General features: G+C 67.8%; 17 protein-coding genes. 11 read left to right on the plus strand and 6 right to left on the minus strand.

Going from position 1 to position 22,908, the window contains the following annotated elements:
- Positions 1 to 263 precede the first annotated feature (263 nt).
- The 3 genes from serA to KTJ87_RS13485 all read left to right on the plus strand — a co-directional run bounded on the left by serA (position 264) and on the right by KTJ87_RS13485 (position 3,290).
- Entirely contained in the window at positions 264 to 1,856 is a 1,593-nt protein-coding gene (gene serA / locus KTJ87_RS13475; RefSeq protein WP_267139664.1) for a phosphoglycerate dehydrogenase, read from the plus strand.
- 62 nt (positions 1,857 to 1,918) lie between these two features.
- Complete coding sequence (locus KTJ87_RS13480; RefSeq protein WP_267139665.1) at positions 1,919 to 2,647, plus strand: metallophosphoesterase family protein; 729 nt, start codon at positions 1,919 to 1,921, stop codon at positions 2,645 to 2,647.
- Positions 2,648 to 2,714: 67 nt separating this feature from the next.
- The gene (locus KTJ87_RS13485) at positions 2,715 to 3,290 is read left to right on the plus strand and encodes an HdeD family acid-resistance protein (RefSeq protein WP_267139666.1); all 576 of its coding nucleotides are present in this window, start codon (positions 2,715 to 2,717) and stop codon (positions 3,288 to 3,290) included.
- On the opposite strand, the gene KTJ87_RS13490 is transcribed toward KTJ87_RS13485, so the two are convergent.
- The gene (locus KTJ87_RS13490; RefSeq protein WP_267139667.1) at positions 3,219 to 3,512 is read right to left on the minus strand and encodes a hypothetical protein; all 294 of its coding nucleotides are present in this window, start codon (positions 3,510 to 3,512) and stop codon (positions 3,219 to 3,221) included. The two genes, KTJ87_RS13485 and KTJ87_RS13490, sit on opposite strands and share 72 nt — an antisense overlap.
- A 131-nt stretch (positions 3,513 to 3,643) precedes the next feature.
- On the opposite strand from KTJ87_RS13490, the gene KTJ87_RS13495 reads away from it, so the two are divergent.
- From KTJ87_RS13495 to KTJ87_RS13505, 3 genes are read left to right on the plus strand one after another with little or no spacing between them, the layout of a single operon-like run.
- Complete coding sequence (locus tag KTJ87_RS13495; RefSeq protein WP_267139668.1) at positions 3,644 to 4,105, plus strand: MarR family winged helix-turn-helix transcriptional regulator; 462 nt, start codon at positions 3,644 to 3,646, stop codon at positions 4,103 to 4,105.
- A gap of 31 nt (positions 4,106 to 4,136) precedes the next feature.
- The gene (locus KTJ87_RS13500; protein WP_267139669.1) at positions 4,137 to 5,036 is read left to right on the plus strand and encodes a metallophosphoesterase; all 900 of its coding nucleotides are present in this window, start codon (positions 4,137 to 4,139) and stop codon (positions 5,034 to 5,036) included.
- On the plus strand, positions 5,033 to 6,211 hold the full coding sequence (locus KTJ87_RS13505; RefSeq protein ID WP_267139670.1) for an acetyl-CoA C-acyltransferase family protein: 1,179 nt from the start codon (positions 5,033 to 5,035) through the stop codon (positions 6,209 to 6,211). The genes KTJ87_RS13500 and KTJ87_RS13505 overlap by 4 nt, the downstream gene beginning before the upstream one ends.
- A 77-nt stretch (positions 6,212 to 6,288) precedes the next feature.
- Here the strand turns inward: KTJ87_RS13505 and pbpC are convergent, their stop codons facing one another.
- Entirely contained in the window at positions 6,289 to 8,313 is a 2,025-nt protein-coding gene (pbpC, locus tag KTJ87_RS13510; protein ID WP_267139671.1) for a penicillin-binding protein 1C, read from the minus strand.
- Positions 8,310 to 13,754, minus strand: coding sequence for an alpha-2-macroglobulin family protein (locus KTJ87_RS13515; RefSeq protein ID WP_267139672.1), 5,445 nt, complete (start codon positions 13,752 to 13,754; stop codon positions 8,310 to 8,312). The genes pbpC and KTJ87_RS13515 overlap by 4 nt, the downstream gene beginning before the upstream one ends.
- Positions 13,755 to 13,882: 128 nt before the next feature.
- Here KTJ87_RS13515 and KTJ87_RS13520 point away from each other — a divergent pair, with 128 nt between their 5' ends.
- A complete protein-coding gene (locus KTJ87_RS13520; protein WP_267139673.1) occupies positions 13,883 to 15,658 on the plus strand; it encodes an ATP-binding protein in 1,776 nt (591 codons plus the stop codon).
- Here the strand turns inward: KTJ87_RS13520 and yaaA are convergent.
- The 3 genes from yaaA to KTJ87_RS13535 form a co-directional block, all read right to left on the minus strand.
- Positions 15,624 to 16,409 carry a peroxide stress protein YaaA gene (gene yaaA, locus KTJ87_RS13525; RefSeq protein WP_267139674.1) on the minus strand — a complete coding sequence of 262 codons (786 nt, stop codon included), beginning with the start codon at positions 16,407 to 16,409 and terminating at the stop codon, positions 15,624 to 15,626. The two genes, KTJ87_RS13520 and yaaA, sit on opposite strands and share 35 nt — an antisense overlap.
- Before the next feature lie 60 nt (positions 16,410 to 16,469).
- Positions 16,470 to 18,509: a DNA helicase RecQ gene (gene recQ, locus KTJ87_RS13530; protein ID WP_267139675.1), complete on the minus strand. Its 2,040-nt coding sequence runs from the start codon at positions 18,507 to 18,509 to the stop codon at positions 16,470 to 16,472.
- A gap of 156 nt (positions 18,510 to 18,665) precedes the next feature.
- On the minus strand, positions 18,666 to 18,953 hold the full coding sequence (locus KTJ87_RS13535) for a YggT family protein (RefSeq protein WP_267139676.1): 288 nt from the start codon (positions 18,951 to 18,953) through the stop codon (positions 18,666 to 18,668).
- 139 nt (positions 18,954 to 19,092) lie between these two features.
- On the opposite strand from KTJ87_RS13535, the gene KTJ87_RS13540 reads away from it, so the two are divergent.
- The 4 genes from KTJ87_RS13540 (at position 19,093) to KTJ87_RS13555 (ending at position 22,879) form a co-directional block, all read left to right on the plus strand.
- Positions 19,093 to 19,629, plus strand: coding sequence for an acyl-CoA thioesterase (locus KTJ87_RS13540; RefSeq protein WP_267139677.1), 537 nt, complete (start codon positions 19,093 to 19,095; stop codon positions 19,627 to 19,629).
- A gap of 66 nt (positions 19,630 to 19,695) precedes the next feature.
- Positions 19,696 to 21,099, plus strand: a complete 1,404-nt coding sequence (locus KTJ87_RS13545; RefSeq protein ID WP_267139678.1) for an MFS transporter — start codon at positions 19,696 to 19,698, stop codon at positions 21,097 to 21,099.
- Entirely contained in the window at positions 21,069 to 22,019 is a 951-nt protein-coding gene (gene mepA / locus KTJ87_RS13550; RefSeq protein WP_267139679.1) for a penicillin-insensitive murein endopeptidase, read from the plus strand. Before KTJ87_RS13545 ends, mepA begins: the two co-directional genes overlap by 31 nt.
- On the plus strand, positions 21,992 to 22,879 hold the full coding sequence (locus KTJ87_RS13555) for an esterase-like activity of phytase family protein (protein ID WP_267139680.1): 888 nt from the start codon (positions 21,992 to 21,994) through the stop codon (positions 22,877 to 22,879). Before mepA ends, KTJ87_RS13555 begins: the two co-directional genes overlap by 28 nt.
- Positions 22,880 to 22,908: the final 29 nt, after the last annotated feature.

The raw sequence follows: 22,908 nt of genomic DNA on the forward strand, positions 1-22,908 counted from the left end.
CCCCGCCGGGTTTCGCTTCGGGGGCGGCGCCGCAGCGGGGGCTGGGGACATCGCGCTGTTGCGGCCGTGGTGGAGGGGGGCGTGCCGCGGGAACCGCAACGCGCGGGCAAAGGGGGCCGGGGGGGGGGGGGGGCCCTGTCCCGCCATACCCCATCCCTCGTAGGGCGGGATTGATCCCGCCCCACCCGATCCAGACACCGCGCGGGCGATCCGCCCCAAGCGCAAGGCGGGCCCGGCCCCGCCACCCCAAAAGGATGAAAGACATGCCCAAGGTTCTCATTTCCGACAAGCTGTCCGACGCCGCCGTTCAGATCTTCAAGGATCGCGGCATCGACGTGACCTTCGATCCCTCCATCGGCAAGGACAAAGACAAGCTTCTGTCCGTCATCGGCGAATATGACGGCCTTGCCATCCGCTCGGCCACCAAGGTCACCGAAAAGATCCTCGCCGCCGCGACCAACCTCAAGGTGATCGGCCGCGCCGGGATCGGCGTCGACAACGTCGACATTCCCGCCGCGTCCAAGAAGGGCGTGATCGTGATGAACACGCCGTTCGGCAACTCGATCACCACCGCCGAACACGCCATTGCGATGATGTTCGCCGTCGCCCGGCAGATCCCCGAAGCCAACGCATCCACCCATGCGGGCAAGTGGGAGAAGTCCAAGTTCATGGGCGTCGAGTTGTTCAACAAGACGCTGGGCGTGATCGGCGCGGGCAACATCGGCTCGATCGTCATCGACCGCGCGCTGGGCCTGCACATGAAGGTCATCGCCTATGACCCCTTCCTGTCAGAGGAACGCGCCGACCAGCTTGGCGTGCGCAAGGTCGAACTGGACGAATTGCTGGCGAAGTCCGACTTCATCACGATGCACGTTCCGCTGACCGACAAGACCCGCAACATCCTGTCCAAGGACGCGCTGGCCAAGACGAAGAAGGGCGTGCGGATCATCAACTGCGCGCGTGGCGGCCTTGTGGACGAGGAAGCCTTGGCCGAGGCGCTGAAATCGGGCCACGTCGCGGGCGCGGCCTTCGACGTCTTCGCCGAGGAACCGGCCGAGGCGAACCCGCTGTTCGACCTGCCGAACGTCGTCTGCACCCCGCACCTGGGCGCCGCAACGACCGAGGCCCAGGAGAACGTCGCGCTTCAGGTGGCCGAGCAGATGTCGGACTATCTGCTGACCGGCGCCGTCACCAATGCGCTCAACATGCCGTCCGTCACGGCGGAAGAAGCCAAGGTCATGGGGCCCTGGGTCAAGCTGGCGCAGCACCTTGGTGCCTTTGTCGGCCAGATGACCGATGAGCCGATCAAGGCGATCAACATCCTCTACAACGGCCATGTCGCGCAGATGAACACCGCCGCGCTGAACGCCGCTGCCGTGGCGGGGATCATGCGGGCGCAGAACCCCGACGTGAACATGGTCTCGGCCCCGGTTCTGGCGAAAGAGCGCGGCGTGGACATCGCCACCACGACGCAAGGCAAGACCGGCGTGTTCGACGCCTACATCAAGCTGACGGTCGTCACCGACACGCGCGAGCGGTCGATTGCTGGCACCGTGTTCTCGGACGGCAAGCCGCGGTTCATCCAGATCAAGGGCATCACCATCGACGCCGAGATCGGCGAGCACATGCTGTATACCACCAACAACGACGTGCCCGGCATCATCGGCACGCTGGGTCGGCTGCTGGGCGACAACGGCGTGAACATCGCGAACTTCACCCTTGGCCGGTCGGACCGTGGCAAGGACGCCATCGCGCTGCTGTATGTCGATGACGCGGTGCCGGAAGCCACTCTGAAACAGCTGCGCGATACCGGGCTGTTCCAGCAGGTGCGCCCGCTCGAGTTCGAGATCGGCTGAACCAAGCGATTGAGGGGCCGGTGATCACGCCGGCCCCTTCTCTTTCCACACGAGGACACAGCATGACCGGACCGATCTACGCCATCGGCGACATCCACGGGCAGCGCACGATGCTTGAGGATGTGCTGGCCCGGATCGACCGGGACGGCGGACCCGATGCGCAGGTCGTGTTCCTTGGCGACCTGACCGACCGGGGCCCCGACAGCCGTGGCGTGATCGAGACGATCCTTGCCGGACGCGCGGCGGGGCGGAACTGGACGGTAATCAAGGGCAACCATGACCGCATGTTCACCCGCTTCATGGCCGATCCGATGCTGGTGGAAACCCGGCTTCCGGTCGGGATGGATTGGCTGCACCACCGGCTTGGCGGGGATACGACGCTGGCCTCATACGGCGTGCATCTGAACGAGAAAAGCCGCTACCACGCCGTGCAGGACGAGGCGCGCGCCGCCGTGCCGCAGGCGCACATCGACTTCCTTGACGGGCTGCCGCTGACGCACCGCGCGGGATCTGTGATGTTCGTTCATGCGGGCGTCCTGCCCGGTGTGCCGTTCAAGGACCAGACCGAGGATGACCTGATCTGGATCCGCGAGCCGTTCCTGTCGGACACCCGCGACCACGGCGCGCTGATCGTCCATGGCCACACTGCGCTCGAGGCTCCGGCCCACCACGGCAACCGCGTGAACCTGGATAGCGGCGCAGGCTACGGGCGCGCGTTGACAGCGGCGGTGTTCGAGGACGGCGGCGTCTTTGCCCTGACGCCGGGCGGACGCAAACCCCTGGCTCCCTGACCGCGCGGGCAGCGGAACCTGTAGCCACCCAGGGCCGTTTTCCTGACACAGACAGGAAAGGCCCGCCATGACTGACCAACTCGATCCGCATACCTACAGCGCGCCCGACGCCGCGAGCCGTCCTCCGTTCGACTGGCGCTGGATGATCGCCATTGGCGCGGTGATGCTGGTCGGCGGGCTGTTGGCGTTCGCCTTTCCGTTCCTCGCCTCGCTGACCGTCACCGCCATCGCAGGCGCTGCATTCCTGCTGGCCGGGATCATGCAGGTCTGGGCCGGGTGGAGCCACCGGCAAGACGACGCCTGGATGCGCACCGCGCATGGCCTTCTCGGCCTTGCGCTTGTCGTGCTCGGCGTCGTCCTTCTGGCGGACCCGCTGTCCGGCCTCGTCTCGCTGACGCTCACTGTCGGGCTTCTGTTCATCGTGTTCGGCGTGCTGCGCGGCGTGATCGCCCTGCGGATGCGGGGCCGCTCGGGATGGGGCTGGGCGCTTGCTTCGGCCGCGGTGTCCGTTGCGCTGGGCGTTCTGGTGCTGGCCACGCTGCCCGGATCGGCTGCGTCGCTGCTGGGCGTGCTACTTGGCGTCGATCTCGTGATGAGCGGCACCGCCGCCATCGTCCTTGCCCTGCGCCTGCGTCGCGCCTGATCCCCCGTCTGATCCCGTATCTGGCGCAGCGCGCATCAGCGCCCGCGCCGACCAGATCGCAGTGCCCAGAAAGAACCCACCCGCGATGATCCCGACCTCGGCAAAGGCGGGGCCCTGCGGCAGGCCGACGAGGACGAAGGCGACCGCCATGAACACCAGCCCGGCCAGGCTGAACACCAACCGAAACAGGATCTCGCCGCGCCCCGGTCCATACTTTCCCATGCCGTACCCTCCACATCCTTCGCACCCAACCTAGCGCGGGCGCAGGGCACGGCGACCATCCACACGCCCGCAGGGTTGATCCCCCGGCCAAAGCCGTGTCCCATCGCCCCGACCCTGTTCGGACCGGACCCTTGACTGATTTCATCCTCGACGATTTCCTGCCCTACCAGCTTGCCGTTCTGGCCGAGCAGGTCAGCCGCGACTTCTCGCTCCGCTATCGCAAGCGGTTCGGCATCTCGATCGCCGAATGGCGTGTGGTGGCGCATCTCAGCCAGGAACGCCCCGACACGCACATCAGCGTCGGCGAAATCTGCCGCCGCGTTTCGCTGGAGAAATCCAAGGTCAGCCGCGCCGCCACCAGGCTTGAGGCCGCAGGATATGTCCAGAAACGCCCGCACCCCGAGGATGGTCGCCTTGTCGCGCTGCAACTGACGCCGAAGGGCCGCGCGATGGTGGCCGAACTGACCCCCATCGCGCGCGCCTTCGAGGCCGAGGTGATGCAGCGCCTCGGCCCCGACGGCGCAGCATTTCGCGCCGCCATCGGAACCCTTCTGGGGTCATCCTCGTTCGGTGGTGTCGGGCCGGATGCGTGAAGCTCCGCGCCGCAGAACGGGGAGCCAGCGGATGACAGTGCCGATCCACGAACACGCGAAGCGCTTTTCGCGGGTGAAGCGGACGATCACCTACGGCCTCGATCCCGAGGTGGTGATCTACGACATCGCGTCGCACCGCTGGACAGGGCCGCCCGTGACGATCGGCATGATCTCGGACCTGCACATGATCTCTCCGTGGACGCCGATGCGCGCGCTGCGCAACATCGTGCTGCGGATGAACCGGATGCAGCTGGACCTGGTGTTCGTGCTGGGCGATTTCATCGCGGCGCGCAGCACACCCGGCACCCGGATGTCCCCGACCGAAGTGGCAGGCACCCTGGCGGACCTGGAGGCGGCGCATGGTGTCTACACCGTCATGGGCAACCACGACTGGTCGGACGACGACACCGCCTGTTCCAACGGCTTCATCGAATCGAGTGTGGCGCGCGCGCTGCGCGACGTGAACCTCAACCCGCTGATGAACGAATCGCGCTGCCTCGATATCGCGGGCCATGCCCTGTGGCTTGTCGGAATGGACAGCCAGCGCGGCCACCTGCCCCCGAACGGCGGCGGCGCGCGCCACGATCCCGACCGCGCCTTCGCCGGTGTCCCGCAAGGCGCCGCGTCGATCCTTCTGGCGCACGAGCCCGATTATTTTGTCTGCGGCGACGACCGGCCACTGTTGCAGGTGTCGGGCCACACCCACGGCGGGCAAGCGAATTTCTGGGGCTGGCGCCCCTTTACCCCCTCGGAATATGCGGATCGCTATGCCTATGGCCATGTCGTCGAGGACGGCCGCCACTTGATCGTCTCGGGCGGCCTCGGCTACACGCACATACCGCTGCGTATCATGCAGCCGCCTGAAATCACCCTGATCCGCCTGACGTCCGGAGTTGCCGGCCAGGCGGTGATCGAGAGGAGCGACCTATGACCGACATCGTGATCCTGTCCGGAGCGCGCACCGCCATCGGAACCTTCGGAGGCGCGTTGGCCGGAACGCCCCCGATCGAGACCGCCGCCGTCGCCACCCGCGCCGCCCTGTCCCGCGCCGGGGTCGAGGGCGCGCAGATCGGCCATGTCGTCTTTGGCCACGTCATCAACACCGAACCGCGCGACATGTACCTGTCCCGCGTCGCCGCGATGGAGGCGGGCGTGCCCGAAACCACGCCCGCGATGAACGTGAACCGGCTGTGCGGGTCGGGCGCGCAGGCCATCGTGTCGGTGATGCAGTCGCTGGCGTTGGGCGATGCGGACTTCGGCGTCGCGGGCGGCGCCGAGGCGATGAGCCGCTCGCCCTATATCCTGCCGCAGGCCCGCTGGGGCCAGAAGATGGGCGATACGGGCGCACAGGACATGATGCTGGGCGCGCTGAACTGCCCCTTCGGCACCGGCCACATGGGCATCACCGCCGAGAACGTCTCGCACGAACACCAGATCAGCCGCGAGGATCAGGACGCGTTCGCCCTGCAATCACAGCAGCGCGCCGCACGCGCCATCGAGGAAGGCCGCTTCGCCGACCAGATCGTGCCCGTCGAGGTGCGTGTGAAGCGCGACATGGTCCCTTTCGTGACCGATGAGCATCTCAAGCCGTCGACCACCGCCGAAATCCTCGCCGGTCTGCGTCCCGCCTTCCGCAAGGACGGCACTGTGACGGCGGGCAACGCCAGCGGCATCAACGACGGCGCCGCCGCGCTGGTCCTCGCCCGCGCCGAGGCCGCCGAAAAGGCCGGGCTGAAGCCCCGCGCGCGCATTCTCGGCTATGCCCACGCGGGCGTGCGCCCCGATGTCATGGGCATCGGTCCGATCCCGGCGGTGCAGAAACTGCTGGAGAAGATCGGTCTCACCGTCGCCGACTTCGACGTGATCGAATCGAACGAGGCCTTCGCCGCCCAGGCCATCGCGGTCAACCGCGCCCTTGGGCTCGACCCCGAAAAGGTGAACCCCAACGGCGGCGCCATCGCGCTTGGGCACCCTGTCGGCGCCACTGGCGCGCTCATCACCGTCAAGGCGCTTTACGAGCTTGAGCGGATCGGCGGCAAGCGCGCGATCATCACCATGTGCATCGGCGGCGGCCAGGGCATCGCGCTCGCCATCGAGCGGATGTAGGCGCAGCTCCCCCTCATCTTTGGTCCTGAAATACTCCAGGGGGGTCTGGGGGGACAGCGTCCCCCCAGCCTCTGCCACTAGTCCAGCCGCACGGTGCTGCGCGCCGCGCGGCCCTCGGCGTCGATCACCGACAGCGTGACGAAGCCCCGTCCCGGCACGGGCACGAAGGCCTGCCGCTCGAAACTGCCGGTCACCACGGGCCGCCCGTCGGCGAGCCATGTAAAGGGCGCCCGACCGTCGCGCACCTTCAGGACCAGCGCGTCCCCTGCGGCCAGCCGCGCGCCGTGGGGCGGAAAGGCCACCTCCGGCCCCCCCGCATCGGCGAAGGCGGCGCCCCGGCCCCGGAACCGGCGCAGCGGTTGCGGCAGCTCGGCGTTCGTCACGATCAGCGCGGAAGGCGGCGGCGGCGGCAGCGGGTCGATCCCGGGCTTCAGCCGCTGGAACGCCTCGAACAGCAGCGGCGCGGCCAACTCGCCGCCGAAGACTCCGGGCACCGGCGTCCCGTCGGGCCGCCCCAGCCAGACACCGACGACATGGTGCCCGTCGAACCCGATGGCCCAGGCATCACGATGGCCATAGCTGGTGCCGGTCTTGTAGGCGATGCCCAGCGGCGCCGAGCCGGCCGGCGGCGGCAGGCCGGACAGGATATCGGCCACCTGCCAAGCGGCTTCGGGCGACAGGATGCGTTCGGCCCGCGCGCCTCCCACATCGGGCAGCGCGGACAGCGTCACCGCCTGTCCGCCATTCGCCAGCCCGACATAAAGCTGCACCAGATCCTCGAGCGTGACGCCGACCCCGCCCAACGCGATGGCCAGCCCCGGCTGACCGCCCGGAATCACCGGCTGGACCCCGGCGCGGCGCAGGTGCGCGATCAGGCGCTGCGGCCCCATCGCGTCCAGAAGCGTGACCACCGGCAGGTTCAGCGACAAGGCCAGCGCGTCGCGCACCCGGACGGTGCCGCGGAACTGCCCGTCGAAGTTCTGCGGCGCGTAGCCGCCGAAGTCGGTGGCGCGGTCCTCGATCAGCGTTTCGGGATGCGCGAGCCCCTGATCGAAGGCCAGCCCGTAGATCAGCGGCTTGAGCGTCGAGCCGGGAGAGCGGACCGCGCGCGTCATGTCGACGAAACCGGCCCGCCCGTCCGCCGCATACTCGGCCGATCCGACCGAGGCGAGGATTTCGCCGGTTCGGTGATCGGCAACCGCGACCGCGACAGACAGTCGATCCCCCGCAGCGCGGGCGGTGCGCGCGGCAATGGTCTCGATCTGTGCCTGAAGCCGCGCGTCAAGCGTCAGGCGCTGCACTCCGCCAGCGGCGGCCACCCGGTCGGTCATGTGGGGGCTGAGCGCGGGGAAGGCCCGGCGCAGCCTGGGCACCGGATCGCGCCGCGCTGCGGCTGCGGTCTCTGACGGGATCACGGCAGCGTCCGCCATGCGGCCCAGAACCCGGTCGCGTGCGGCGCGCGCGGCGTCAGGGTCGCGGTCGGGGCGGCGGGTCTCGGGCGATTGCGGCAGGGCCACCAGCAGCGCGGCCTCGGCAGGCGTCAAACGGCGCGGCTCCTTGCCGAAATACGCCCGCGTTGCCGCACGCACGCCTTCGAGATTGCCGCCAAAGGGCGCGCGGTTGAGATACAGCGTCAGGATGTCGTCCTTGGTCAGCTGCCGTTCCAGCGCAAGCGCCACGCGGATCTGGCGCAGCTTGCCGTCCAGCGTTCCCGTCGGCCCGTCTTCGAGCAGGCGCGCGACCTGCATCGTCAGGGTCGATCCACCCGACACGATGCGCCCGTTCCACACCGCCTGCACCGCAGCCCGAACAGCCGCCCCAAGATCGACGCCGCCATGATCGCGGAACCGCTTGTCCTCGTAGGCCAGCAGCATGTCGACATAGGCGGGATCCACGCCATTCAGCGGCACGGCCAGCCGCCAGCGCCCGTCCGACACCGTATAGGCACGCAAGAGCTGTCCGTTCCTGTCCAGCACCTCGGTCGAAGTCTCGGCCACCAGCGGCGGCAACTCTGCCGCGTCGATCCACGCATCCACCCGGTCGCGCGCCATCGCCGCGCCCCACAGGGCGAGTGCCAGCAGGAAGACCGCAGCGCGCGTCATTCGGTGATCGTCACCTCGCCTGCCTCAGTCCGGGCGCGGAAGGCAGGGCGATACATGTCTTCGACGCTGGCAGCCGGGTGGTGGTAGGTGCCGGGCGAGATGGCGCGAACGATATAGCCAAGACGGAACGCCTGGTCCCCCCGCCAGTCGACAGCAGCAAGGAACCTGTCTTGGCGGAACTCGGTCGTCCGGGTGTCGGTGGTCAGATCCAGCCAGTCGAGCGCGCGGATGTCGCCGCCGCGCAGAAGGTTGGGGTTGTCGATCTCGAACCCGGCGGGCAGCGGATCGTCGACCATCAGCCTCGCCTCGCGCTCTCCCAGCGGCTGGACGGTCAGAACGGTCAGAAGCCGCGTGCCGGTCTCGACCTCTGCGGGATCGGCGGGTTGGCCGTCGAGCGTGAAGTATGTCCGGTCGATGGCGTAGCCGTTGCCGCCCTTTGGCTCGGGCACCTGCGGCACGCCAAAGCGGGTCAGCGTGATCGTGGCCGGCCCGTCGCCGGTGTTGCGGATTTCCAGCGGGGCAAAGGCTGTCTGCGCTTCCTGCACATAGACCAGCGGACCCTGCGGCTTTGCCCCGTTCACGGTCAGATCGCTCGTCTGGCCCAGAAGCGCCCGCGCGGCGAGCAGCGACCACACCTGTTCCTGCGTCGACCACTGGTTCAGATCTCCCACCGGCGCGATGCTGTCCAGAAGCGCGTTCTGATCCACCGCAGAGCTGCCTGCCTCCAGCGCGAGGGTCAGAACCGCCGCGCGGTCACGCAGATGGGTGCCGTAGTCGGCACGCCAAAGCTGCCCCTCGGTCCCGTCCTGCCCGTCGATCTGGCGCTGCGCCAGCGCGAACAGACGGTCGGCGCGGGTCGGATCGCCATAGGCGGCAAGGGCGGCGCCCAGTTGCGCCTTGGCAAGCGGCGTGGCCAACCCCTCGGCCTTCACGTCGGCATAATAGCGCAGATCGCCTATGGCCGCCGCGCCTTCGCGCGCGAGGACGTAGAGCGCATAGGCGATATCCTCGCCGCCCTCGTCGAAATCGGGGGCGTAGTTCACCCGGTTGCGCAGGTTGTCCATCGCCATGCGGAAGGCGTTGTCGGGCACCGTGACGCCGCGCGCACGCGCCCGCGACAGGAAGTCCGAGACATAAGCATCAAGCCAGAAATCGCCCGAAGACGGCCCCCACAGCCCGAAGGACCCGCTGCTGTCCTGATTGGACAGCACACGCTCGACGGCGCCGTCGATCCGGTCTTGCAGATCCCCTGCCGTGTCGAGGTTCATCGCGGTTGCGACTTCGGACAGGTAGAGCAGCGGCATCGCCCGCGACGTGGTCTGTTCGGTGCAGCCGTAGGGATAGCGGTTCAGCGCCTGCAAGAGGCCCGGCGCATCCATCCGCGCCAGCGGCCCGGCGGCAAGCGTGGCGGTGCCCGTGCCCGCGCGGAAATCGGCGAACACGTCATCGGTGAAGCTGAAGGTGTCACCCGCCGCCAGCTCGAACCGCCGCGTCTCGGCGACTTCGGGATCGTTGGCCTCGACCGGCAGGGACAGCGTCTTGGTCAACACCTTTCCGTCCGGCGTGGTCAGCGACACGGCGATGGAATGCACGCCGGGATCACCCGCGCTGATCGGGATCGACAGGGTTTCCTTGCCACCTGCGGCAAGGTCGATGCCGGACGGAACGTCGCCGCCCAGCGTCACGCCGTCTGCGGTCACATCAAGACCCATCCGGCCGGTCGGGCCACTGGCGTGGACAACCTCGAGCAGCAGGCGCGAGGTGTCACCGGGCGCAAGGAATCGCGGCAGGCTGGCGGTGACGACGACAGGATCGCGCACCAGCACCTCGGCTTCGGCCTCGCCCACGCCCATGCGCGACCAGGCGACCGCCATCAGCTTTACCGTGCCGTTGAACGACGGCAGATCGAAGGTGGCGCGCGCATAGCCATCGCCGTCCACGGTGATCGGCCCCGAGAAATAGGCCAGCAACTCCTCGGCAGGCGGCGGCGCATCGGCGTTGACCTTGGACATCGCATCGCCGCCAGAGCGCACGGCGCCCATCGTTCCGGTCATCCCGTCGATCAGGCGGCCATAGACGTCGCGCATACCGACGCCCAGCTTGCGCTGGCCAAAGTAGTGCCCCGACGGATCGGGTGTCTCGAACCCGGTGAGGTTCAGGATGCCGACGTCGACGGCGGCAATGGTGGCATAAGCCGTCTCTCCGGGTGTCACGCCGGACACCTTCAGAGCCACCTCCAGCGGGCCGCGCGGATCGGCCTCGGCGTCGACCTCGAAATCGGCGGTCAACTGGTGCTTGCCCGGATCGACCGGCGCGTAGGACAGGCCCAGCGCGCGGGTCGGGTTGCGGTCCGACTCGGTGTCCATCGGGCGGATCACGGTGGCGGTGACATAGGCGCCCGCGCCCCAGGCGTCGGTGACGGGCAGGTCGATCACGTTCTCGCCTGCGCTGACGCTGACCGCCTTCATGTCGATCAGGCGGTTGGACACCACGGTAATCAGCGCGCGGCCCGCATTGCGCGGCACGATCCGCAGGCGGGCGGTATCGCCCGGCTTGTAGCTTTCGGCATCCAGCGACACCTCGAGCACATCGGGCGTGGCAGAGGCATCCGCCGCGCCATACCAGCCTGCGTAGAATTCATCCGACGCGGCGACGTATTCGCCGCCCAGACGTTCGACGCTGATCTCGTAGCTGCCCCAGTCCACCGGCGCGGTGACGGTCAGCGGCGCGGCGCCTAGCGTCGCGTCTCCACTTGCGACTTGCGTGCGGGTCGTCACCGGCTCCCACTCCCAGTAGCCATCAAGCTGGTACCATTGATAGCGGCGCTCGACGCGGGAAATGGTCCAACGCACGTCCATGTCCGTTGCGGCTTGCGCCTCGTCCAGCGCGATCAGGTTGAACGACGCTTCGCCGCCTTCGGGCAGGGTGCCGTCGAAGTTCGGCTTGATGCCCAGAACGGGGCGGCCCGGCGCGACGGCGCGCGTCAGCGTGCGTTCCACCGGGCGGCCCGACCCTTCGGCCACGCGCACACGCAGTTCCGCCTCGAGCGGGCGGAAGGTCTGGTCGATCTCGGGGAAGGTCACGGGAACGCTCACCATGCCCGCGTCATCGGTGCGCAGGCCAGAGGGCAGGATCTCGACGCGGGGGGACGCGTCTTCGTCGTGGCGGCCAAAGACATAGCCCGGCCAGTTCTCAAGGTTGCGGGTCGGGCGCAGCAGCACCTCGCCCTCGACAGGGAGGTCGGCCCCGGGAGCACCGAACAGGTAACGCGCGTCGATGGACAGGTCGGGCCGGTCGGTCAGCGCGATCAGGCCATCGGGCATGGACAGGTCGAAATCGATGCGTTCGGGCAGGAAATCCTCGACCAGCACGGTGGTCGAAGCCAACGCGGCGGCATCGGGGTCGGCATAGACCGCCAGCCGCCACGCCCCGCGCGGCACCGAGCCGGAGGTTCCGAAGCTGAAGACATGGCCGCCCGCCTTGCCGCCCTGGCTGATCTCTCGGCTGTATTCCACGCCGTCGGGCCGGGACAGGACCGCGATGGCGGGCAGGTCGGCAATCGCCTCGGCCTTGGCGTCGCGCATCAGGACGGTGGCGTTGATCGTCTCGCCCGCTCGGTAGGCGCCGCGATCGGTGGTCAGGAAGGCATCGACGGGGCCAGCAGGCGCGCGCCCCTCGACACCGCGATCGGACAGGTCGAACTCGGGGTCGGTCAGAGACAGGAAGGTCAGATCGCCCTCGCCCTGCCGGGCCAGGACCAGCGCGGGCGCCGCGCCGCCGGTGCCGCGCATCAGGCCGGGATCAAAGCGGGCATGACCCGAGGCATCCGTCGCGCCCTCGCCCAGCACGGCGTTCGCCCGCGACAAAAGCGTGACTTGGACGCCTTCCAGCGGCTCGGCAGAGGCAAGCGAGCGCAGGAACACATGCAGCCCGTCGGTGCCGTCCAGCGTGGCAAGGCCAAGGTCGCTGACCACGAACCACTGCATCGCCGCCGGTGTCTCGTAGAGATCGGCGTCAGGAACCACGGCGCGCAGGGCGTAGATCCCCGGCTCGAGCCTGCCGACGACCTCTGCCATCGGCAGGCGGGTGGTGACATCCTCATTCAGCGTCGATGCGACCTCGCCGGTGCCGGTCCAGACGGTTTCCGCTACGGTGTCGCCAAAGCGGTCCTCGTCCCAGGCGGACAGCGGACGGCCGAAGAAATCTTCCTGGATCGCGGTCAGGATCGCGCGGTCGCTGACCCGGCGCAGGGTCAGGCCGATCTCGTCGGTGTTCACCGTCACGACCGGCAGCGCGATGTCCCCGGCGGCAGGCAGGACATAGGCGCGGCCCGGAAAGCGCACGGTCGGGGAACGATCGCGCACATAGGCGGTGATGGTGGCCGAGCGCGCCATCGTCTCGCCGTTCGCGGCGGGAAGGCCCTGGCGGAAGGTCAACTCATAGCGCTGGCCATGCGTGACGCCTTCGACGCAAAGCTGGCGACCCGACGCCTCGACTGTGAGGTCCTGCGACGGGAACTGGACGAAGGGCGCATAGTCGACGCCCGCCTGCACCAATTCCTCGGAGAATTCGGCGCAGACGCGCGGCGTGGCGCTGTCGGCCTCGACGGTATTGCTGACCACCCGAAAGCCGTATTTGCCCACCGCATTGGCCAGCAGCGCCTCGGTATCGTCGCGCGGCGCCAGCGACTGGGCAAGGCGCAGCGCCGGGATCATCTCGCGCCCGCGCCCGGTCGCTTCCAGCGCTTCGGCGAGCGTCACCAGAGCGTTCGCCCGCACCGGGGCCGCATCGGCGCGCAGGTAGGCGTTGATCGACGCCAACATCGCGCGGCGCTGATAGCTTTGCTGCTCTGCACGGTTGTCGGTCTCGATGCCCAGCGCAAGGCGGGCGTATTCGGTCCACTGGTCGGCGGCGTCGCTCAGCACCACGGCGGCGCCGGTGTAGCGATAGGCGGCCAGCGGATTGCCGTTCGCCCGCGCATCAATCGCCGATTGCAGCAGCGCCGCGACGGTCCAGTTGCCGGGCACATGGTCATTCGTCAGGTCAAGCGCCAGCTCGCGCGCGCTGTCGAGGTCATAATCGTTGAGGAACCCGCGCAGATCGCGCGCCCGGTCCGGCGCGGCGGCCATCACGGCGGGCGCGGTTTCGAGCACCGTGGCACTGAACGCGCCGACATAGGGCTCTTCCGCATCGACCGCGCTTTTGGTGAAACAGGCGTTCGAGCGAGTGTTGAAGGTGAAGGCGACGCAGCGGTCGTCGGACAGGCAGGCGGCCTCACATGCGTTAAGCGTGGTGTCGAACAACGACTGCAGATCCGCGCCGGGGAAATCCACGTCTCGGGTAAGCGCTAGCCTGCGTTCCGGCACGGGCGGTGTGCCCTGCGCCTCGGCGATGGAACCCAATGACAGGCTGAGAAGGGCGAGGGCGGCAAGCAGGCGCATCGAATTCTCCCGGGGCTGAGGCTCTTCAACCGTCGCACGAGGTCCCCGTTCAGGCAATGATTCTGGCTCTGTTAACCAAACGGTGAAACGAATGCCCCAGGCTGGCGTGGTGGAAGCCGGGGAACGCGATGGACGCGACCGACATGCTGGCCCGCGAGCGGCGCGCGCGGCTTGCCGCGGAACGAATGCTGGAACTGCGGGACGATGAATTGCGGGCGACGCGCCGCAAGCTGGCGGAACTTGGCCGCAGCCCGGCGCCCGATCAGGGCCTTCCGCCCGCCGAGCGTGCCGCGCTGGAACTCCGCGCGTCCGAGGCGCAGGCAGAGCTTCAGGTGGCCAATGCCCGCGTCCTGATCGCCGAGCAGCGGCTGTGGCAATCCATCGAGACGATCCGCGACGGCTTTGCGGTGTTCGATGCGTCCGAGGTCATGGTGGCGGCGAACGGCCCGTTCCTTGCGCCGTTCGATGGGCTGGACAGCGTCGGCCCCGGAATCACGCAGGAAGAACTGTGGCGCATCGCGGCGTCCGAGGGGATCGTCGATTGCGGCGGCGATCCGGCGGCTTGGGTGGCCGGGATGATCGCGCGGGTCCGCGCCCCGGTGATCGACGAGGTGCAGCTGCGGCTGTGGACGGGCCGCACGGTGCGGCTGCTGGCGCGGCGCGGCGAGAACGGCGATGTCGTGTGCCTTGCCCTCGATGTCACCGCCTCGATCCGGCGGGTCGCCCGCCTGCGCGAGGCGCGGGCACGCGCCGATGCCGCCAACCGCGCGAAATCCGCCTTCCTTGCCAACATGAGCCACGAGATCCGCACGCCGATGAACGGCGTCGTCGGCATGGCGGGGCTTCTGGCCGATACGGCACTGGACGAGGATCAGCGCCTGTTCGTCGAGACGATCCGCGCTTCGGGCGAGGCGCTGCTGTCTCTCATCAACGACGTGCTGGATTATTCCAAGATCGAGGCAGAGCGGATGGTCCTGCATCCCCGCCCCTTCGATCTGCGCGACACAATCGAACGGGTGCTGACGCTGATGCGGCCCGCCGTGCAGGGCAAGCCGGTCGTGCTGGCGCTGGAGTATCCCGCAGACGCGCCGCGCCTTTTCGACGGCGATCCGGTGCGCGTCGGGCAGATCCTGACCAACCTCATCGGCAACGCGGTCAAGTTCACTGCCGAGGGGGCCGTGACGATCACCGTCGTCTGCGGTGACCGCGTCTCGATCAGCGTCGCCGACAGCGGGATCGGCATCGCCCCCGACATGGCCGAGCATATCTTTGGCGAGTTCAATCAGGTCGAGGATGAACGCAATCGCAGGTTCGAGGGTACCGGGCTTGGCCTTGCCATCACGAAACGGCTGGTCGATCTGATGGGCGGCGAGATCGGCGTGACCTCTGCGCTAGGGGCCGGTGCGACCTTTACGGTGCGCCTGCCGTTGCCGCTGGCGCTGGACGAGGACGCGCCTGCGCCCGCCGCTCCATCGCTGCCCGCAACCTTGGGTCCGCTGCGGGTGCTGGCCGCAGAGGACAACCGCACCAACCGTCTGGTGCTGTCCAAGATGCTGGCCGGGGCCGCCGTCGAGCTGACGATGGTCGAGAACGGCCGTCTTGCCGTCGATGCCTTTGCCGCCGCGCCGCCCGATCTGGTCTTCATGGACATCTCGATGCCCGAGATGGACGGGAAAGAGGCGACGCGGCGCATTCGCGGGATCGAGGCTGAACGCGGCCTGCCCCGAACTAGGATCGTCGCGCTGACCGCCCACGCGATGGACGGCGACGCTGACACGATCCTTGCGGCGGGGCTGGATGCCTACCTGACCAAGCCGCTTCGCAAGGATGCGCTGGCCGCCGAGATCGACGCAGCGCGCGGCGGCGGGATCAGTCTTCCGTCTCTTGCGTCTCCGGGCGGATGAACACCCAGCGGTCGCCATCGCTTTCGGCTGATACAAAGCGGTATCCGCCGCTTGTGAAATCCTTGATGCCGTCGGGGTCGGCGATACGGTTCTCGACCACGAAGCGCGCCATCGCGCCGCGCGCCTTCTTGGCGAAGAAGCTGACGATCTTCGCGCTGCCGCCCTTCTCCTCCATGAAGACCGGTTCGATCACCCGCAATTTCAGCGCCTTGCGATCCACCGCGCCGAAATATTCCTGGCTGGCGCAGTTGATCAGCGTGTCGGTGCCAACGGCGTCGGCGTCCGCGTTCAGCGCCTTGGCAGGCAGATCGCGCCAGAAGTCGTACAGCGAGCCGCCGCGCCGGGTCTTCAGGCGGCTGCCCATCTCCAGCCGGTAGGGCTGGATCGCGTCGAGCGGGCGCAGCACACCATAGAGGCCAGACAGGATGCGCAGGTGATCCTGCGCATAGGCGACGGCATCGGGATCAAGGCTGCGCGCCTCGAGCCCCTGATAGGTGTCGCCCGCAAAGGCATACATCGCGGGGTGCGTCGCCTCGGGGCCCGGCTCGTCGGCAAAGGCACGGAACCGGTCGCGGTTCAGGCGCGCCAGATCGTCCGAGATGTCCATCAGGTCGCGCAGCTTGCCAAGCGTCAGTTGCCGGGCATGGGCCGCGAGCCGGTTCGCCTCGGGCAGAAAGCGCGGCTCGGTCGGGGACGCCCCCGGCACATCCTCCATGTCCAGCCGTTTGGCGGGCGATATCACGACAAGCATCCGGCGCCTCCTGTGGGGGTCCGGCGCAACCTAGTCAGCGCGCCGCAAAGGTCCAGAGGCTCACGCACCATGCAGCACATCGAGAAACGCCTGACCGAAGCGTTCGGTGCGGCGGTCGCCCAGCAGCGTCTCGATCGCGCCCAGATCGCGTGGGCGCGATGCGGCGACCTTGGCCAGCTGCGCGGCAGAGCAGGTGATCGGCTTGTCCGTCCCGGTCTCGCCCCGCGTCAGGTCCGCCTGCACTTCTAGCAGCCGGTCATAGACCGATCCGGCAGAGGACCCGGCCAGTTTGCGCCGCGCCGGGTGGGTTTCGACCGCCGCTTCGCCGGTAATCACGCCAAGGAACATGGCGCCGTAGCGTTCCAGCTTTTTCGCGCCGACGCCGCTGATCCCGGCCATGTCGTCCAGCGTCTGCGGGCGGCGTTCGGCCATCTCGACCAGGGTGCGGTCGGGAAAGATGACATAGGCGGGCACGCGCCCCGCTTCGGCCAGAGCGCGGCGTTTGGCTTTCAGCGCGGACAGAAGCGGCGCGTCTTCCTCGCCGACCATGGTCTTTGGTGCGGGGCGCCGCCGCGCGGCTTCGACGCTGTCGCGGCGCAGGTCGATCTTTTCCTCGTCGCGCAGGATCGGGCGAGCCGCTTCGGTCATGCGCAAGGCGCCGTGGCGCTCGGGATCGGGGCGGATCAGATCGAGGCCCATCATCTGCCGGAGCACCGCCTGCCAACCGCGCCGGTCGAATTCACTGCCGACCCCGAAGGTGGGCAGCTTGTCATGGCCGCGCTGGCGCACCTTGTCGGTGGTCGTGCCGGTCAGGATGTCAATCAGATGCCCCGCGCCGAAACTCTCGCCGGTGCGCAGGATCGCCGACAGCGCCTTGCGCACCGCCTCGGTCCCGTCAAAGGTCTGCGCGGGCGTGTCGCAGATGTCGCAGTTTCCGCAGGGGTCCGGCGTCTCGCCGAAATAGCGCAACAGCTTCTGGCGGCGGCAGGTCAGTGCCTCGGCCAGACCCAGCAGCGCGTTCAGCCGCGCATGGTCCGCCGCCTTGCGGTCACTCGGCGCAAGCCCTTCGTCGATCTGGCTGCGGCGCAGGCGGATGTCGTCGGGACCGTAAAGCGTCAGCGTCTCGGCTGCGGCACCGTCGCGCCCCGCGCGGCCGATCTCCTGATAATACGCCTCGATCGACTTTGGCAGGTCGGCATGGGCCACCCAGCGAATGTCTGGCTTGTCCACGCCCATCCCGAAAGCAACCGTGGCGACGACGATCAGCCCGTCCTCGCGCTGAAAGCGTTCCTCGACATCACGGCGCGCCTGCGCCTCCATCCCGCCGTGATAGTGGCAGGCGGAATGCCGGTCGGTGCGCAGCGCCTGCGACAGCGCTTCGGTCTTGGCGCGGGTGCCGCAATAGACGATGCCCGCTTGCCCCCGGCGCGCGGCCGCGAAATCGAGGATCTGCGTGCGCGGGCTGTCCTTGACGGCAAAGGCAAGGTGGATGTTGGGCCGGTCGAAGCCGCGCAGGAAGGTTTCGGGCGCAACCCCGTCGAACAGCCGCGCCGCGATTTCCTCGCGGGTTTCGGCATCGGCGGTGGCGGTGAAGGCGGCCAGCGGCACGCCAAGGGTGCGACGCAACTCTCCGATGCGCAGGTAGTCGGGGCGGAAATCATGCCCCCACTGGCTGACGCAATGCGCCTCGTCCACGGCGATCAAAGACACGCCCGCCCGGCGCAGAAGGTTGATCGTGCCGCCCGAGGCGAGCCGCTCGGGCGCCATGTAGAGAAGTTTCAGATCGCCCCGATCGAGGGCTGCGAAAACCTCTGACGTTTCGTCCTCGGTGTTGCCCGAGGTCAGCGCACCGGCCGCCACGCCTTCTTCGCGCAAGGCGCGCACCTGGTCGCGCATCAATGCGATCAGCGGCGAGATGACGACGGTCAGGCCGTCGCGGCAGAGCGCGGGAAGCTGGAAACACAGCGACTTGCCGCCGCCGGTCGGCATGATGGCCAGCACGTTGCGGCCCGCGCAGACGGCGCTGACGATCTCTTCCTGACCGGGGCGGAAGGAGTCGAATCCGAAGATGGTGGACAGAAGCTCGCGCGCGCGGTCCATGGGGCCTGTGTTCTTGGTGTGCTCGGTTGAGGCTGACAATCACACAGGAGGAATCGGGGGACAAGCGGGCAAAGCCTCATCTAGGCTTTGCGACCAGACCCTCGGCGAGGGTCTGGGATCAGGATTTCAGGGAAATACTGCGCGAGAGGCCAGGCGTCAGTAGAACGCGGCGGCGTTGTTGATCAGGATGATGCGCAGCGCGTAGACGGCGATCAGCGCGATCAGTGGCGCAAGATCGAGGCCTCCGGTGTCGGGCAGGATGCGGCGGATCGGGCCGTAGATCGGTTCGAGCAGCCGGTTCAGGCCGTTCCAGACCTGCGCGACGAACTGCTGGCGCAGGTTCAGCACCTGGAACGTGATCAGCCACGACATGATGATATGCGCGATCATGATGAACCACACCACGTCGAGGATCAGCAGCAGGATCTGAAGAATGGAGGTCATGGCGCAGCCCTTTTCCCGAAACTCCGGTGTCACTTAGGGGGCAAGCTGCCGCAGCGCAAGCCGGTGCCGCAGCGTAGCGGTTGACGCGGCTGGTGGGGCTGCGAGGACTGCCACGCGCCCGCAAAGCAGGAGAGCCATCATGTATCCCTTTGGCCGTATGGCCCTTGAACTCTGGCTGTCCCGTAATCAGCCGCCGCTTGACCTGCTGGGCACCCATGTCTCGCATCATCGCTGCTGGCCCTGGGACATCGACCTGTGGCTTGAGTTGAACAACGGGCGCACCCTGACGCTCTATGATCTGGGGCGTATCCCGCTGGCCAAGCGCGCCGGACTGACGAAGATGCTGATGCGGCAGCGCTGGGGGCTGACAATGGCAGGGGTTTCGGTGCGGTACCGTCGCCGCATCCGCGCCTTCGAGAAGATCGAGATGCGGTCACGCTGCATCGGCTGGGACGACAGGTTCGTCTACCTTGACCAGACGATGTGGAAGGCCAGCGGCGAATGCGCGGGGCAGGCTTTGTATCGCTCGGCGGTCACAGATCGCGGCGGCATCGTGACCACGGACAGGGTTCTGGAGGCGCTTGGGCATGATGGCCCCGCACCGGAGCTTCCGGTCTGGGTCAAGGCGTGGATCGACGCCGATGCCACACGGCCCTGGCCGCCCGAGCCCGCCTGAACGACGGCTGTTGCGCGCACCCGCCCCTTTGCCTCTTATGCGGGCAGGCAGGAAAAGGCGCGCACCATGACGGACGCAAGGAAACGCATCGTCGGCTGGATGATGTTCGACTGGGCAAGCCAGCCGTTCTACACGCTGCTGCTCACCTTCGTCTTCGGACCCTATTTCGCGGCAATCGCTACCAATGCCTTCATGTCGGGCGGCCTGGCCGAAACCGTCGCCGACGCACGGGCGCAGTCGATGTGGTCGCTTGGGCAGACCGTCACCGGTCTTTTGATCGCCTTCACCGCACCGATCCTTGGCGCTTTCGCGGACACTACGGGGCGGCGGATGCGCTACATCTACGCCTTCTCGGTGCTTTATGTTCTGGGCACGGCGGCGCTGTGGTGGACCTATCCCGACGGCTCGACCATCTGGATCGCCCTTCTGGCCTTCGGGATCGGCATGGTCGGGGCGGAGTTCGCGCTGGTGTTCGTCAACGCGCTGCTGCCGTCGCTGGGCGGAAGCGCGACGGACGACAGCGACATCGGGCGCATTTCCGGCTCGGGCTATGCGCTGGGCTATGCGGGCGGCGTGGTGTCGCTGTTCATCATGCTGCTGCTCTTTGCCGAAAGCGAGGGCGGCACGACCCTGATCGGGATCGCGCCGCTGTTCGGGTTCGACCCAGCGATGCGCGAGGGCACGCGCTTTGTCGGGCCGTTCACCGCGATCTGGTTCATGGTCTTCATGATCCCGTTCTTCCTGTGGGTCCGCGATGACAGCCCGCCCGCCCCCGGCGGCAGTTTCAGCAAGGCCATGCAAGAGCTTGGCGCGTCGCTGCGTTCGGTCCTCCGGCGGCGTAGCCTTGCGTCCTATCTGGCGTCGTCGATGCTTTACCGGGACGCGCTGAACGCGCTTTATGGCTTCGGCGGGGTCTATGCGACGCTGGTGCTGGACTGGTCGATCACGATGGTCGGGATCTTCGGCATCATCGGGGCGATCACGGCCGCGATCTTTACCTGGATCGGCGGACGGGCGGACGGCCGATACGGGCCGAAACCCGTGATCCTGTTCACCGTCTGGGTGCTTATCGCCGTCTGCATCGTCATCGTCGGCATGTCGCGGGCCGATTTCTTCGGTGTGCCCCTGGCCGAGGGATCGGCGCTGCCCGACATCACCTTCTACATTCTCGGCGCGGCGATCGGCGCGGCGGGCGGTGCGCTTCAGGCGGCATCCCGCACGATGATGGTGCGCCACACCGACCCCGCACGCCCGACCGAGGCATTCGGGCTGTATGCGCTGTCGGGCAAGGCGACCGCGTTCCTTGCGCCCGCGATGATCGGCATCGTGACCTATCTCAGCGAAAGCGCGCGAATTGGCCTGTCTCCGGTCATCGTGCTGTTTATCATCGCCTTGTTTCTGCTACGCTGGGTGCATCCAAACGGCGAACGGGACGCAACATGGCACGCAAACTCGCCCTCCTTGGCCTGACCCTCGCGCTGGCCGCCTGTGGTGGCGGCAGCGCGCGCGATGTCGACATCTCGGGCGATACCCGTCCCCGTGCCGCCGCCGTGTCGCGCGCCGAAACCGATCTGGACGCCTCTGCCATCGCCAAGCAGCTGTTCGGGCGGGTACCTCTAGCCTCGAACCAGCGGTCAGAGTCCTTTGGAGGTTACGCCAAGGGGTGCCTGGCGGGCGGCGCGCGACTGCCCGAAACGGGGCCGACCTGGCAGGCAATGCGCCTGTCGCGCAATCGCAACTGGGGCCATCCGAACCTTGTCGCCTATCTTGAGAGGCTGTCGCAAAAGGCCGCGCAGCAGCCGGGCTGGGATGGGCTTTACATCGGCGACATGTCACAGCCGCGCGGCGGGCCGATGCTGACCGGGCACGCCTCGCACCAGATCGGGCTGGATGCGGATATCTGGATGCGACCTGCGAACAACCTGGCACTGACCCGCGCCGACCGCGAGAACCTTGGCTCGATCTCGATGCAGCGGGCGAACGGCGCCTATGTGAGCGACAGCTGGACACGGCAGCACCACGAGATCCTGAAGGCCGCCGCCAGCGATCCGGCGGTCGCGCGCATCTTTGTCTTTGCGGGCGCCAAGGTGCAGATGTGCAACGACGAAAAGGGCGACCGTTCCTGGCTGGCCAAGATCCGGCCGTGGTGGGGGCATCACTATCATTTCCATGTTCGGCTGGCCTGCCCTGCCGGTGCGCCGGGCTGTATCGATCAGGCTCCGCCGCCGCCCGGAGACGGCTGCGACGACGCGCAGCAATGGGTGAACAACATCCTCAACCCGCCGCCGCCCGCGCCGCGCGATCCCGACGCGCCTGCACCCGCGCCCAAACGAGAAATCGTGCTCGCCGACCTGCCCGCTCAATGCACATCCGTTCTCTCGTCGCAGTAGCGGCGATCTCGCTGGCCTTGGGGGGCGTCACCTCGGCCGCCGCCGAGGCGCGTTTTTCGGCGCGCTTCGAATGGTCGATGGATGCCGAGGGCTTTGGCGGATTTTCCGGTATCGAGGTCAGTGAGGACGGCGCGCGGTTCATCGCGATCACCGATGACGGCATGATCGCGCAAGCTGCGCTGGACCGCACGCCCGATGGCCTTCTGTCCGGGGTGTCAGATGTGACCCTGACCCCGCTGCTGAACACCAAGGGCGCGCCGCTGGGCCGCTACCTGACCGACGCGGAAGGGCTGGCGCAGAGCGCAGATGGCCGCCTGTTCATCTCCTTCGAAGGCGAGCACCGCGTGTTGTCTTACCCGGCACCCGGGACGACGGCCAAGCCTTTGCCGATTCCGGACGGCTTTGCCGCATTCCAGCGCAATTCCGCGATGGAGGCTCTGGCTTCGGGCCCGGGCGGCGCGCTTTACACGATGCCGGAACGCTCTGGCGCCTGGACGAGGCCGTTTCCGGTCTGGCGGTTCGAAGACGGCACCTGGACCCAGCCCCACCGCATACCGCGCCGGGACAAGCTGTTGCCGGTCGGTGCCGATTTCGGGCCGGATGGCCGGTTCTACTTGCTGGAGCGCGAACTGGTCGGCATCTTCGGCTTTCGCACCCGTGTGCGCAGTTTTGCGCTCGGGCCCAAGGGATTCGGCGACGAGCGCACCGAATTGACCACGCAGGTCGCGGACTTCGACAACCTGGAAGGGCTGTCGGTCTGGCAGGACGATGCCGGGCAGATCAGGCTGACGATGATCTCGGACGACAACTTCAATGCCTTCCAGACCACCGAGATCGTAGAGTTCGTCCTGACGGAATGACTTGATCCGCCGCCTTCGCGGGGGTAGAC

It is taken from the genome of Anianabacter salinae (assembly GCF_019061145.1).
In the GTDB taxonomy this organism is placed as follows: Bacteria; Pseudomonadota; Alphaproteobacteria; order Rhodobacterales; family Rhodobacteraceae; genus Anianibacter; species Anianibacter salinarum.